This is a genomic window from Acinetobacter sp. SFB (assembly GCF_001647545.1).
In the GTDB taxonomy this organism is placed as follows: Bacteria; Pseudomonadota; Gammaproteobacteria; order Pseudomonadales; family Moraxellaceae; genus Acinetobacter.
Genome location: NZ_LSZH01000011.1, coordinates 575755 through 589889 on the forward strand (window position 1 = coordinate 575755; position 14135 = coordinate 589889).

The window sequence follows — 14135 nt, forward strand, 5'->3', positions numbered from 1 at the left end:
AACGAGAAGGCATTATTTAATACAAGATTAATGTGCCTCATCCCAATTCATACCTTTGCCGACTTCTACAATCAGTGGAACGGAAAGCTGGACAACGGATTGCATGACTTCCGCCAGTTTCGCTGCCAGTTCATCGGCAATGTTGGCATCAACTTCAAACACCAATTCATCGTGTACCTGTAACAACATTTTGGCCTGATCTTTCGGTAGCATTTTATCGACTTCAATCATTGCCATTTTAATGATGTCGGCTGCACTGCCTTGAAGCGGTGCATTAATTGCAGCGCGTTCAGCGCCTTTACGCACCATCATATTTCGTGCATCAATATCCGGTGTATAAAGGCGACGACCTAAGATGGTTTCCACAAAACCTTGTTCTAAAGCCACCTGACGCGTACGTTGCATATATTCGTAAATGCCCGGATAACGATGGAAATATTGCTTGATATAGTCTTGCGATTCTTGGCGAGTAAAGCCCAGTTGACGGATTAAGCCAAATTCAGACATGCCGTATAAAAGACCGAAGTTAACGGCTTTAGCTTGACGACGTTGGTCATGGGTCACATCTTCTAGCGCCACACCCAATACTTCAGCAGCCGTACGACGATGCACATCTTGACCATGCTTAAAGGCATCGACCAAAGCTTCATCCTGAGAAAGATGCGCCATTAAACGCAATTCAATTTGTGAGTAATCGGCTGCCAGCAAGACCCGACCTTCAGGTGCAATAAAAGCTTTACGAATCTGACGACCAATTTCTTCACGAATTGGAATATTTTGCAGGTTGGGATCAGTCGATGACAAACGACCGGTTGCGGTTAAAGCCTGATGATAACTGGTATGTACCCGGCCGCTGTCATTGTTGGCCTGTTTTTGCAAACCATCGGTATAGGTGCTTTTCAGTTTGGACAGACCGCGGTATTCTAAAATTAAGGCAGTAATCGGATGGTCAATTTTTTCCAAGATACTTTCACTGGTACTGTATTGGCCAGTGGCAGTTTTCTTGCCGCCTTTGAGTCCCAGCTTATCAAACAGCACTTCACCGACCTGTTTTGGTGAGCTGACATTAAAGGGTTGTCCAGCCATTTCAATAATCTGGCTTTCCAGATTTTGGATGGTACTGGAAAAATCTACACTCAATTGATCCAGAAATTTAATATCAAGCGCGATGCCATTTTCTTCCATAAAAGTCAGAACACGGGCAACCGGCATTTCAATATTGTGCAAAATAGTGTTGAGTTCAGGCACTGCTTGTAGTTTTTTAGACAGCACTTCATATAAACGATAAGTCACATGCGCATCTTCAGCAGCATAATGCGCGGCTGTTTCAATCTCGATTTGATTAAAGGTTTTTTGTTTAACCCCTTTACCGGCCACTTGCTCAAAAGTTGTGGTCAAATGACTCAAATAAACACGTGCCACATCATCCATGCCATGACGTGTTGCCACAGAGTTTAGAACGTAGGAAGCCAGCATGGTATCGAAATACCAGCCTTGCAATTCAATGCCGTGATTATGCAAGATGTGGGCATCATATTTTAGATGATGGCCAATTTTTTCAACACTTGCGTCTTCTAAAACCGGTTTGATTTGCGCAAGGATGGTTTCACGATTCAGCTGTTCAGGTGCACCTTCATAGTCATGTGCAAGCGGAATGTAGTAGGCATCGTTGGCATCGAAAGCCACTGAAAAACCGACCATCTCCGCAATACGGTAATCCAGACTGGTGGTTTCAGTGTCAAAAGCAAAGCGTTTTTCAGTACTTAAACGAGTAAACAGGTTATCCCAGTCAGCCTGAGTTAAAACAGTATGATAAGTGGCTTTTCCCAGTTGATCATCAACACTGGTCAGCTCTGCCTCATCTTCGGTATTAATCACCACTGCAGTATCTACAGAAGTTTCAATTCCTTTAGATGCCTGTTTATAAGATGAATTATTTGGATTATTGGGGTGGTCAAGAGACTGTAACTGGTTACGGAATTCAAGTTCAGTATACAAGCGGCGCAGTTCTTCGACATTCGGATCAACCACTTTAAGATCTTCATAAGTGAAGTCCAAATCAAGATCACAGACAATACTTGCCAGCTGATGATCGAGAGTAATGCCTTCGATATTGTCTTTAATACTTTGACCGACTTTGCCTTTAATTTTATCGACATTTTCTAAAATGCCACCAATTGAACCATATTCGGTCAAAAGTTTAGCCGCAGTTTTAGCCCCTACGCCCGGTACACCACGAATGCCATCAGACGCATCGCCCATCAGGGTTAAATAATCAATCATCTGATTCGGCCACACCCCGAATTTTTCAAATACGCCATCGACATCCATCGGCTTGTCTTTAAAGCTGTCTTCCAGAGTAACTTTGTCAGTCACTAACTGCGCCATATCTTTGTCGCCAGTGGAAATCAGGACCTGGTAGCCGGCTTTTTCAGCACGCTTCGCCAAGGTGCCAATCACGTCATCCGCTTCAGCCCCTGGAAGGGTGTGCAAAGGAATACCCAAAGCGCGAATCAGGTTATGTAAATAAGGAATCTGCTGCGACAGCTCATCCGGCATACTCGGACGGTCACCTTTATAAACGGGTGAAAGTACATGACGGAAAGTCGGTTCAGGGGTATCAAAAATCACAGCCATATGAGTCGGTTGAATCCGGCGCATCAACTTTTGAATGGCAGAAATGGCACCACGAATTGCATTGGTCTGTAAACCAGTCGAAGTGGTTAGTGGTGGCAGTGCATGGTACGCACGAAATAAAAAATATGAGCCATCGACCAAAACAAATGGTGGCATTGAAAGATTCCTAATTCAAATATCGGGCTTATTGTACGTGATTTTGCACATGAACATAGCCACATCATCAAACATGCGTGTTACCGAATATCTGATGAATGCTTAAAAATCAAAGTCCGAGCTGCTGTATGATCAGCTTAAAAGGATTGAGATAAAGAAAAAATGCACAAAGGGCAGAGCGAAATCCGGATGATTTGGCTGATGGTATTGATTATTGTCGGGGTGGGATCTTGGTTTTTAGATGTACACATATTTACCTATTTATGTGGCTTGGCTTTTGTCATGAGTGTGATGCAATATGTCGATACCATTCAAAAACCCGCAACACAAATTGCTCTAGAAAAAAATCTTTCTTACCCAGAAACGTCTAAAGTCCCTTTATATCTTTCTTCAATTGTTGCCGTTGTCGGGGGCATTCTCGATTGGAAATTTATTGTAGGGTTGGGTATTACGGCGTGGATTTTTTTCTTTCTGCGATGGTTGCGCCGTTTGGAAGATTTATTGAGCCAAGTTCAAATGCGATTACAGCAGACGCCAATAACCCTATCTTCTACTGTCGAAAATCAACCTGCTCAACGTCCTGAAACTCAAATTTCCTCACCTTCAATAGAACTGATTGATCAGTTAAAACAGTGGATCTTTCAAGGGAATCCGGTTTTAAAAGCAGCCATCTTGGTATTGGTAATGGGCATTGTATTGTTGCTGCGTTTTGCCACCGAACATTGGCAACTCAGTCTGGCCGTGAAGCTAGGAGTTGTAGCTGGCGTCAGTGCCGCAGTAACAGCATTGGGCTATTGGCTGCAGGCTAAAAACCGCAGTTTTGCTCTGGCTTTGGAAGGCTTAGGTTTGGCGGCATTATTTTTGACCTTATTCTTTGCCTATTACAATACTGTAATACCGACTTTGGGCATGGCTGCAGTGTGTTTTGCAGTAATTATGTCTGTGACACTGGCGCTAAGTTTAAAACAACAATCAATTGAACTTGCTCTTATGGCGCTGATCATTGCCTATATTGCGCCATTTACCTTGCCGGTTCGCAATGCCACTGCAATTGAATTGATTGCCTATTATGTGGTGATTAATCTTGCTGTTGCCGTGTTAAGTACCTTACGTCCGTGGAAAATCCTGAATCAAATTGCCTTTTTAATGACAGTAATTGTCGGGGGAGGTTATGCCTTTTATCAGGGCGAAGAACAGGAACGAAATACGTTAACGCTATTGGTTACTGTACATACCGCCATATTTGTCTGGCTGAGTTTTCGTTTTAGCCAGCTGATTGCCAAAGATGATCTAGTGCAATTCAAACTGAAACCTGCTTTGGATATTGCCCTGATTTTTGGTGCACCTATTGTCGGTTATATTTTTATTTATTTAATGTATTTTGATGAAATGCTACGACAAGCAGGTGCCAGTCTGGCTTTTGCAGCCGTTTATGCAGGTCTGTATCAACTGTCGAAACGCAATCATGCAGTGCAGTTGATTTCACAAAGCTATTTCAGTTTAATGCTGATTTTCTTGGCCTTGATTCCACCCATTCTGTTACACAAACAATGGAGTGTAATTGGCTGGGCGGTAGAAGGACTGATTATTTTCACGTATGCCTTGTATCGCCAGTCGGAGATCAGTCGTTATCTGGCCATGGGTTTGCTGATCGTGGCTGGCTTATCCAGTCTTTATTATCTGGTGGAGCTAAATGACTTCCCGCGTGAGATGTATTGGGGACTCTGCCTGAGCTATTTTGCGGTGGTTCTAGTCGCCAATAGCCGAGCATCGTTTAGCAATCAGCTGACCAATTCAACCATCGCTTTTCATTGTTTACAAATGCTGTCTGCAACCACCATGTTGATTGTGCTGTTGCTAGATGAAATTGAGGGTTCTCAGCAGTTGGTGATGAGTCTGTTGATTGTTAGTGGATTCTATCTGCTGATGAATGAAGCCATGTTAGCTGCTAAAGCCACATGGTCATGGTTATTTCCGAAATGGCTGGGTCTCATTCCAGTCTTTATCTTTGCACTGATTATCGTGATTGACCAGAGCAAGCACGGCATCCTTGTGTGGGAATCTGCTTTTGATCGAGTGGGTTTTGCATTCTCGGGCTTGATGTTGACTGCATTATTGCTGCGACCAATGTTGGGCGTACGGACTGAAAAAGAGTGGGTCAGTTTCGGGGCATTAACCAGTCTGGCTATAACCAGTTTAACCTTGCTCCCAAGCATGCCTTATATCAGTGTGGTGATCTTGCCTTTGCTGTTCTGTGCCTGGTGTTATTGGCAGGTCAATAATCCCGACTGGAAAATCTTCTGGCAAGCACGCAGTACTTTGTTGCTAATGGCAACCTGGATTGTCTGCTCACAACTGTTTACCCAGCAAGCATTTCAAGGTTATATCTTGCCGATCATCAATCCGTTTGATCTGGTCAGTATTGCCATGCTGGCAGGTTTTATCTGGATGTTGTCCTTACAGGTTAAAACGGGTCTAGATAAAGGTATTGTGGCGGTACTGATGGTACTTAGTCTGCTTTGGCTGAGTAGTTATATTGTGCTACGTGCATTACACATGTATTTGGGCACGCCATTTAATCAGCTTGCTTTATGGGAAGATGGTACGGTTCAACTCAGTTTAACTTTACTTTGGGTCAGTTTGGCCTTTATGACCATGAGTTTGGCGAGTCGTAAACAACTGCGTTCAGTCTGGATTCTAGGTGGCAGTATTCTGGTGATGGTCACTTTGAAGTTGGTACTGTTTGATTTATCGCATATCGGGACTTTAACCCGGGTAATTTCATTCTTGGGTGCAGGCTTTGTGATGTTGCTGATTGCCTATATTGCACCGATTCCTCAAGGCTCTCTGACCAAAAAATCTCCCTGAACTCCCCTTTGATAAAAGGGGACTAAATCTGAGTTATTCTTTAATTGATTTCTCCCTCCTTCTTAAAGGAGGGGTGAGTAGGATTAAATGATTAAAAAACTATTTTAACCCCGGCTCACGCTGCACTTCTTTGGCATTGGCATAAGGGTCAATATCTTCCTCTGTTAAAGGCTGAACATTTGCCGGACGATCGACAAAGCCCATTTTCGGTACAGGGATTTCAATCTGATTGTCCAAGAAACCATTCCGGATACGTTCCTGCATCTCATCACGGACTTTTAAAAAGTTTTCACCGTCACACCAAACCGCAAATAACAGTTCAATCGAGGATTCACGAAAGGCTGTGACGGTAACCGCAGGTTTCGGATCGGCTAGAACCAGTGGATATTTAGTCGCAACATCGAGCAACACTTCACGAACTTTAATGATGTCTTCATGAAAGTTGATGGCGAGGGTAATGGGAATGCGCCGAATGGGGAATTTGGACAGGTTATACACGGGGGCGCGAATCAGCTGTTCATTCGGTACGCGCACATAGACATTGTCCTGAGTCAGCAGTTTGACCGAAAGCAAGTCAATTGAAATCACTTCACCTTCAATGGTATGACCACGAATCAGGGTCATTTGTACGGTATCACCAATTTCAAAAGAACCCTCACCAATCAAAAATAAGCCACTGATTAAGTTTGAGGCAGACGTTTGTGATGCAAAACCCAAGGCGACCGTTAAAATACCGGCCGCACCTAAAAAGACACTCAGTTTAAAACCGGCTTCTTTCAGGCTGGCCATCACAAAAATCAAGAAGATAAAATAAAAAATACCACGTCGCCAGACCAGACTTTGGTGCGCATTAAAGCGTGAACCAATGGTGCGAATAAAGGCATTCGAGATAAAGCGCGCAATCAGGAAACCAATAATGGATAAGATCACGGCCACTACAATTTCAGTGAGACGTTCCGTATTGATATTGGTGAAGATGCCTTTAACACTTTGGGTGATTTCTTTTGGAATATTTGAATCTGCCATATTGCCCCCTAGAAAAATGAATCAAACATATTAAACAAAGCACTGGCGGGAGCGCGTGGCGGATGCAGATACATCACTTCGCCTGCATGGGGCGGGGTACGGTTTTCAATCCGAATTCTCGGCGGTCGTTCCAAACTTTCATGCATGACTTTAATTTGTGAAGTCCATAACCGTCCGGTACTTTCACTATAAAATAGGGGAAGTGCAGAAACAGGCACATTCATTCGGTCAAAACGTAGCTGTTGATGGCTGGTATTATGAAATTCAATTGGGGTTACAGCACGAAAAGCGCGTGGTTTTAACTGATGCAATTCAGTCCGGCCATCGACCGCAGTGGCATAGCAAATTTCCCCAGTGCGATGATTCGGTCCAAACCAAGTGTCTTTGGGTAAAATTACCGGAATATCAAATAGCGGATCTTTTTGTCCTTCTACAAACCCGGCAATCCATAACGGTGTACTGATATACAGCGTCCCGCGTTGTCCCGCAGGAATATAAATGGGATCAACCGGTTTGATCACCACGGAACGATTGGCCAATCGCGGCATAAGCTGTAACTTATTTTGCGTTGACTTGAACATATAGCGTTCTACTTGCACGGGTTGTGGAAAACCAAAATTGGGATCTTCAATTTGATGCCACTTTTGTTCATAGTCATACTGAAACTGAGGACGGTGAAATTCCATTCGCCATTCTTGTAGACCACGGGTCAGACGAAACAACAGTGAACCAAACTGCCATGCTTTAGGCTGATTCAATTCAAAAGTGTGTTCACCCCACCATTTTAAATTGGGGTGCTCGGGTTCGATCAATTCATTGATTTTAGACAACGACACATTTCCTTTATTGCTTAATCAGTAAAAACAGACTTCACGCTGTCTTATGCTTAGAGTACACTCAAATCAATTTATTCATCATTATAAACTTTGATGCAAATACTTAAACAATTACAAATACCCTATAGTTTTGCCAAGCGTCATGGCGTATTGCTTCGATACGAAGGCGATCAGGCATTTATTGTGCGCCGTGAAAATACGCCATCCTTGGCTATACAAGAAGCACGTCGCTATTTAGGTCATGTTGCACAACATCAATTATGTAGCGAACAAGAGTTTCATCAATTGCTCAGTTCAAGCTTTGCCGGAGATACCGGTGAATCGCAACAGGTTGCCGCAGGTCTGGAAGATCATCCCGATTTACTCAGTCTGGCAGACTCGGTGCCTGAAGCTGAAGATTTGATGGATCAGGAAGATGATGCACCCATTGTTCGTTTGATCAATGCATTATTGTCGGAAGCGATTCGCGTCGGTGCATCGGATATTCATATTGAATCATTTGAAAAAAAATTATCCGTGCGTTTACGGGTCGATGGTCAGCTGCGAGAAATTGTCCAGCCGCGTCGTGAATTGGCACCACTTTTGGTGTCACGTATTAAAGTCATGGCAAAACTGGATATTGCCGAAAAGCGCGTACCGCAAGATGGGCGTATGTCTTTAAGACTGGCTGGACGTGAAGTGGACGTGCGTGTATCGACTTTGCCATCGTCGCATGGTGAACGTGTAGTAATGCGTTTACTGGACAAGCAAGCCGGGCGTTTGAATATGACCCATTTGGGTCTGATGCAGCCAGATTATGAACGTTTAACTCATCTGGTACATCGTCCGCATGGCATTATTCTGGTGACCGGGCCTACCGGTTCAGGTAAAACCACAACTTTGTATGCGGCATTGTCAGACCTGAATGATGGCTCAAAAAATATTTTGACTGCCGAAGATCCGATTGAATACCAGTTGGAAGGGATTGGGCAAACGCAGGTCAATACCAAAGTGGATATGACCTTTGCACGGGCTTTAAAAGCCATGTTGCGCCAAGATCCAGATGTGGTCATGGTTGGTGAGATTCGTGATCTGGAAACCGCGGAAATTGCAGTACAAGCATCCCTTACCGGTCACTTGGTTTTATCTACACTACATACCAATACTGCCATTGGTGCGGTCACGCGTTTAAAGGATATGGGTATTGAGCCATTTCTGCTGGCCAGTTCTCTAATTGGGGTCATTGCGCAGCGTCTGGTGCGGACTCTATGTCCACGTTGTGCAACCTGGCATGAAGCCGATGCGTTTGAAACCGAAATTTTCCGTCATTTAGACGTTGGTAATGAACTGAAGTTGCCACAACCGAAAGGCTGCGACCACTGCTCGCATACCGGGTTTATGGGGCGTACGGCTATTTATGAAATTGTTCCTGTCGATGATCAAATGCGTCGTCTGATACATGGCAATGTTGCGGAATATGAAATTGAAGCTTATGCACGTAAACAGTCGGGCTCGATTCGCGATGATGGTTTACGTAAAGTAATCGCAGGTAAAACTACTTTAGAAGAAGTACTCCGTGTCACCAATGAAGCAGCGGATTAACGCGAAATATTTTTGCCTTTCATTTTTTTGATAAATTGCCGAACTTAGCAAAGCTCGGCAATTTTTTTCATCAGTTGTGCGCGAAATGGAGCAGCTGGATTACCTGCATTGCGCCGGATTTCATTGTCATAAAATTTCTGCCAGCTTTGAACTATTTCTAAAGCCACCTGTTGGATTGTTAGTTTCTCGACCTCTTTTTTAGTCCTCTAATTCAGATGCACGTCTGCACCATCAGACCCAGTTCGCCAGCCAATAATCCCTTAATCAAATTCAGGCAATTTCATGTTGTTGGGGGTAGACGGAATTTCTAAATCTTGAATGTTTGGATTGATTAGAGATTGGAGCTGAGATTGAATTTTTTCAGAAATATTCATCTCTACAAAAGATAGCAATTGAGATGGAAAAGAACAGGGAGCTAATCAGAAGGTATTTAAACATTAATAAAGTGAGTTCATTTAAATAAAAATTATTATGTATTTCAAGTCTGGGTTTTTATATTTTTTAAATTATGAAATTGATGAATACATCCTATCCTAAAAGGATCAGTTCGATTTCAGGATAGGATCAGATTTTGCTTAAGTACTCACATTGCGGGTTACATCAATATTGCCACGTGTTGCGTTGGAATAAGGACAGACAATATGCGCAGCATCGACCAGTCTTTGCGCTTCAGCCTGATCCATGCCTTCTAAATGAATATTCAAGGTCACTTCAATGCCAAAACCTGTGGGGATAGGGCCAATACCCACTTCACCTTCAATATAGGCGTCTTTGCTGATGTTGAGTTTATCGCGGTTGGCGACAAATTTCATCGCACCGAGAAAACAAGCTGAATAACCTGCTGCAAAAAGCTGTTCAGGATTGGTGCCACCGCCCGGTCCGCCCATTTCTTTAGGCACCGCCAACTGAACATCCAAAATTCCATCGGATGATGTTGCACGTCCATCACGTCCACCGGTTGCTTTCGCCTTTGCTGTATAGACCGCTTTTTCTAAAGCCATTTTTATGATCCCTGTAAATTTGCTATGAGCTGTTATCGTGTGGGATTTTGATGGAAGAATAAGCAGTGATTTTGTAATTTTTATAAAGCGAAAATTTCGATTTTAACACTGAGTTGAATTAGAAATTGACAATTTTACGGTGCTGCATTAGAGGCATGGATGTTCGCACAGTCTCTTGTTCAGCCCGATCAAAAGGCAATGTAATTAAGCTCGCACCTTCACTCTGGATGATGTCTAAAATTTGACCGCGACTATTGCTTGCACCTGCATGACCCCAAGTTTGACGTTTTGTTCCATGCCAACCTTGTTGGGCGGCACCCAAGACATAGCATTGGCTATCCATTGCACGTGCCTGAAGGAGTAATTGCCAATGTATTTGACCCGTCGTGTAGGTAAATGCCGAAGGTGCCGTCAGAATATGAGCATCTTGATTACGTAAAGTGAGTGCGAGCTCAGGAAAACGCAAGTCATAGCACACCATTAAACCAATATTGCCGAAAGGTGTTTTGGCAACAACCACATCTGTACCGGGTTCAAAGAATCTGGATTCCTGATAACCACCGACAGCATCACCGACTTGCACATCAAACAAATGAATCTTGTCATAACGCGCTTCAGTACGTTCTGGGCTAATACATAAACTGACTGTACGGACACGCCCATCGGTAATAACAGAACCATCTGGACGGAACGGGCATGGGAGCGTGCCCGCCACAATCCAGATTTGATATTGATGCGCAAGTTTTTCCAGACGCTGTTGAAGGGCTTCAAACTGCGTAGCAGTTTCGCGTTGTTTTCCCCCTGCAAAACAGACAAAGTTTTCAGGGAAAACAATCAGCTCTGCGCCATCGGCTTTACTTTGTTGTATCAATGACTCGATCAAGATGAAATTGGCTTCGATGTCATCTTGGGAGTTCATTTGTACAACAGAGAGTAAAGTCATGAGGAGGCTCTAAAAATAATTTTTATACGTTTTGTTGAGACACTTTTTCAATAGTGTCTTGTTCTTTTTGTAGTTGCTTAACCAAAGGCTCAAACATGTTTTGGTTATTTTCATTCAACTTCATCAATGTCTTATGTGCATCTAAAACAGTGGTTAACATGGCATTATGGGTAATATGTCCTTCTATTAATTCGCGGGTACATAGTTTCGGATCACCGCAGTAATTTAAGATCACAAAAACCTGACCCAAGCCCATACTATTGGCTAAGGTAGTAATATCCGGATTGGTAGATAGCATGACTGCCTGAATTTGGTGAATTTGCTTCAGCTTTAAACCAAGCTTGGCAAGTATGCCTAAAACAGTACTGTCAATGAATGTGGTTTGGGTTAAATCTACGATTGCCCCAACGACATTAGATTGCTGTTCAATTTTACTCAGGAGTTTGTCTAGACTGATACAAGATTGGGCACGCACTTCGCCAATAAGCTTAAAAATATGCGTTCCATTCAAGCTTGCATATTCAACATGACCTGTTGACATATAAATGCCATTTGCAGAGAAGGATTGTAAAATTATCACATAGGGCCACTATAGACTCAAGTGCTCTAGGGTCGTATATCGCTTAGTTGAAAGTTAACGTATTGATTATATGATTAATTCATTCGGCGTAAACTTAGTATCGCAATATCGTCTGCAACGTGTTCCGGTGCTTGGTAGGAGTGATTCTGCAAATCGAAGACTAATTTTTCAAATTGTTCATTCAGACCGCCATTATAAGGTTCGAGTGCACCATCTGAACAAATAATAAACCGGGCATGACGATTCAACACACATTCAAACTCTTCAACCTCAAGATCCTCGGTAAGTCCCAAAGGAAAGCTGCTGGTATTTAAAATCTGTGGTGGTTGGTTTGGTTCAAAGATAATTGCAGGAGGATAATGTCCGGCACTGGACCAACGTAGCTGATGCGTTTCTAAATTTAAAACCCCGGCGATCATCGTAATATGTTTTTCAATATTTTCTTGAACTAGCATTCCGTTGAGCTTTTTAATCAACTCGCGCGGTGTTTTAGAGCGACCATGAAAAGCTGCCATCCAGGAAGTTAATAAACTGCTGGCAACGCCATGCCCAGAAACATCAGCCAGATAAAACATAATTTCTTTATCGCTGATTTTCCAGTAATCGTACCAATCACCTGACAGATATGCAGAAGGTTGAAACAAGGTTTCAACCTTATAATTCATCAGTTCAATCGGATTGGGAAGTAGGCACTGTTGTAAATATGCAGCTGAGGGTAGGTCACGACTATCTTGATTACGTTTGTATTGTGCATCAATTTTGAGTAGTGATGCTTCGGGGTCGCTTGGCAATTTATTCCAGATCCAACCCGCTAAAGCACCCAGCTCCCAAGCTTGGGCTAAAGCGGTGCCTTCATTTTCAAAAGCCAGCACAATAGTAGGGAGTGACCACTGATGCATCAGATAGTCTTGTACATCCGCAATGGCTAAAATTGTGGGATCATACAAATCAATATCATCTATGTGAATCATTTGTACACTTGGAAGCGTACTTAGAACCTGATCTAAATAAGGAATATTGCGAGTCGGTTGAATGAAATACATAAAGAAATTGTATGATCCTTAAAGTGATAACGTATAGCTGTACTATAACAAGCTAATGATCAGCAAAGAAAGACGCTCTAGTGATCATATTTTTAATCAATGAAAAAGACTTAAGTTGTGGTGTCTATCTCGTCGTTTAGTTTTGATTATCTTCTGGCATGTCATCTTCAGTACCCTCTGAACCATCTTCAATAAACAGACTTTCAGATTCTAGTCCCTTTTTTTCTGCGATGGCGAAATTTTTACGCTGCAAGTAAATATCACGAATAGCGGCATATTTATCGCCTTGTAAAACATCTTCTATATCCAAAAGTTGTGAGCGGGCATCAATACCACGTAGAGATTGATCTGCCCAATAAAGACCATCATGATCTTCCAGAAGGTACTTTTGTGGGCGCGCTTGACCATCTACAACTAAACCCACCGTATCTCGAAATGTACTCGGACCAAAGATGGGTAATACGACATAAGGCCCTGAAGGAATACCATAATAACCTAAGGTGGTTCCGAAATTTTCTTCTTCCGCAGTTAGTCCAAGACGTCGAGCTGGATCTGCAAAGCCTAAAGTAGTAATGGTGTTAATGGTAAATCGTCCTAAAGATTCCGCAGCTCGACCAGGACGGCCTTGAATCAGCTGATTGACTACATTCCAAGGTTCACCCAGATTTTTGCGAAACTGGCGATACGAGCCTCGAACGTCAGTGGGTACTTTATTCTTGTATTGAACGGCTAAAGGACGAGCCACATGACGATCCAGAACATCATTAAAAGCAAAAATCTGTCTATTTAAGGGTTGTAATGGATCTTTTTGACTTTCGGGTTGGGTTGCATTTGCATTTACTTTTAAATCGTTTGCTGTGACATTTTTTAATTCTTTTAATGCTTCAAGCCGCGGATGTTGAGCTGTTTGAGTTTTTTCAGTAGAAGATATTTTTAGCTTATCTGTTGTTGAAGATTCAGAAGTATCAATCGAATCATTTGCAAATACAGGAGAAATCAATCCTACGGATAGAAGGCTAGCCCAAACATAATGAAAGTGACGCATAAAAAATCCTAGAGCTCTATAATAAGCTAGTGCTTAAAGCTGAAAATACCTAATAAAGTATATTAACAGTTCTTTGAAAGAGAGTATTAAAACAAATTTGATCAAAATATGTAGTAAAGAAGATAAAATGATTAAAAAACACCCTGACGATAAGTAAAGATGAAAAAAAGGGTTGCGTGAGGATTTTTTTCGCCTATAATGCGTATCCATCGGCGGTGATGTTGATTAAAACTTGTTGAGAAACAAGGATTTAGCCTAAAGGGTTTAAATCTGGAAGTCTTGAAGAAGTTTGAAAATAATCAATAAAACCTGTTGACTATTCTTGAGAAGAGAGTAGTATAGCCGACCTAGCTTGCTGGTGACGAATCAGCAAGAAGATCATTAAGAACTTATGAAGAACAACTTGTGTGGATTTTTAC

The 14135-nt window shown here is 42.5% G+C and carries 11 protein-coding genes; 2 read left to right on the forward strand and 9 right to left on the reverse strand.

Features of this window, described 5'->3' with window-relative positions; all coding sequences use genetic code 11:
• Positions 1–27: 27 nt before the first annotated feature.
• Positions 28–2793 carry a DNA polymerase I gene (polA, locus tag AY606_RS07230; RefSeq protein WP_067866574.1) on the reverse strand — a complete coding sequence of 922 codons (2766 nt, stop codon included), beginning with the start codon at positions 2791–2793 and terminating at the stop codon, positions 28–30.
• A gap of 162 nt (positions 2794–2955) precedes the next feature.
• Between polA and AY606_RS07235 the strand changes: the two genes are divergently transcribed.
• The gene (locus AY606_RS07235; RefSeq protein ID WP_067866575.1) at positions 2956–5661 is read left to right on the forward strand and encodes a DUF2339 domain-containing protein; all 2706 of its coding nucleotides are present in this window, start codon (positions 2956–2958) and stop codon (positions 5659–5661) included.
• Positions 5662–5760: 99 nt separating this feature from the next.
• On the opposite strand, the gene AY606_RS07240 is transcribed toward AY606_RS07235, so the two are convergent.
• A complete protein-coding gene (locus AY606_RS07240; protein ID WP_067866577.1) occupies positions 5761–6687 on the reverse strand; it encodes a mechanosensitive ion channel family protein in 927 nt (308 codons plus the stop codon).
• 8 nt (positions 6688–6695) lie between these two features.
• A complete protein-coding gene (locus tag AY606_RS07245; RefSeq protein WP_416224602.1) occupies positions 6696–7508 on the reverse strand; it encodes a DUF432 domain-containing protein in 813 nt (270 codons plus the stop codon).
• Between the two features lie 108 nt (positions 7509–7616).
• Between AY606_RS07245 and gspE the strand changes: the two genes are divergently transcribed.
• Complete coding sequence (gene gspE / locus AY606_RS07250) at positions 7617–9104, forward strand: type II secretion system ATPase GspE (RefSeq protein ID WP_067866580.1); 1488 nt, start codon at positions 7617–7619, stop codon at positions 9102–9104.
• 44 nt (positions 9105–9148) lie between these two features.
• Here the strand turns inward: gspE and AY606_RS16785 are convergent, their stop codons facing one another.
• The 6 genes from AY606_RS16785 to AY606_RS07280 all read right to left on the reverse strand — a co-directional run bounded on the left by AY606_RS16785 (position 9149) and on the right by AY606_RS07280 (position 13716).
• Positions 9149–9271 carry a DUF4951 domain-containing protein gene (locus AY606_RS16785; protein WP_349303934.1) on the reverse strand — a complete coding sequence of 41 codons (123 nt, stop codon included), beginning with the start codon at positions 9269–9271 and terminating at the stop codon, positions 9149–9151.
• A gap of 408 nt (positions 9272–9679) precedes the next feature.
• The gene (locus tag AY606_RS07260; RefSeq protein WP_067866582.1) at positions 9680–10105 is read right to left on the reverse strand and encodes an organic hydroperoxide resistance protein; all 426 of its coding nucleotides are present in this window, start codon (positions 10103–10105) and stop codon (positions 9680–9682) included.
• A 118-nt stretch (positions 10106–10223) separates the two neighbouring features.
• Entirely contained in the window at positions 10224–11048 is an 825-nt protein-coding gene (locus AY606_RS07265; RefSeq protein ID WP_067866584.1) for a carbon-nitrogen hydrolase family protein, read from the reverse strand.
• Positions 11049–11070: 22 nt separating this feature from the next.
• Complete coding sequence (gene gigB / locus AY606_RS07270; protein WP_067866586.1) at positions 11071–11589, reverse strand: anti-anti-sigma factor GigB; 519 nt, start codon at positions 11587–11589, stop codon at positions 11071–11073.
• 113 nt (positions 11590–11702) lie between these two features.
• Positions 11703–12671, reverse strand: a complete 969-nt coding sequence (gene gigA, locus AY606_RS07275; RefSeq protein ID WP_067866588.1) for an RsbU family protein phosphatase GigA — start codon at positions 12669–12671, stop codon at positions 11703–11705.
• A gap of 136 nt (positions 12672–12807) precedes the next feature.
• A complete protein-coding gene (locus AY606_RS07280; protein ID WP_067866590.1) occupies positions 12808–13716 on the reverse strand; it encodes an MlaA family lipoprotein in 909 nt (302 codons plus the stop codon).
• Between the last annotated feature and the right edge of the window lie 419 nt (positions 13717–14135).

What these genes read in the sequence shown, in the direction of transcription:
- polA (WP_067866574.1), bottom strand. Translation starts at nt 2,793, where the DNA reads ATGCCACCATTTGTTTTGGTCGATGGCTCATATTTTTTATTTCGTGCG.
- AY606_RS07260 (WP_067866582.1), bottom strand. Translation starts at nt 10,105, where the DNA reads ATGGCTTTAGAAAAAGCGGTCTATACAGCAAAGGCGAAAGCAACCGGT.
- AY606_RS07240 (WP_067866577.1), bottom strand. Translation starts at nt 6,687, where the DNA reads ATGGCAGATTCAAATATTCCAAAAGAAATCACCCAAAGTGTTAAAGGC.
- AY606_RS07265 (WP_067866584.1), bottom strand. Translation starts at nt 11,048, where the DNA reads ATGACTTTACTCTCTGTTGTACAAATGAACTCCCAAGATGACATCGAA.
- AY606_RS07235 (WP_067866575.1), top strand. Translation starts at nt 2,956, where the DNA reads ATGCACAAAGGGCAGAGCGAAATCCGGATGATTTGGCTGATGGTATTG.
- AY606_RS07280 (WP_067866590.1), bottom strand. Translation starts at nt 13,716, where the DNA reads ATGCGTCACTTTCATTATGTTTGGGCTAGCCTTCTATCCGTAGGATTG.
- gigB (WP_067866586.1), bottom strand. Translation starts at nt 11,589, where the DNA reads ATGTCAACAGGTCATGTTGAATATGCAAGCTTGAATGGAACGCATATT.
- gigA (WP_067866588.1), bottom strand. Translation starts at nt 12,671, where the DNA reads ATGTATTTCATTCAACCGACTCGCAATATTCCTTATTTAGATCAGGTT.
- gspE (WP_067866580.1), top strand. Translation starts at nt 7,617, where the DNA reads ATGCAAATACTTAAACAATTACAAATACCCTATAGTTTTGCCAAGCGT.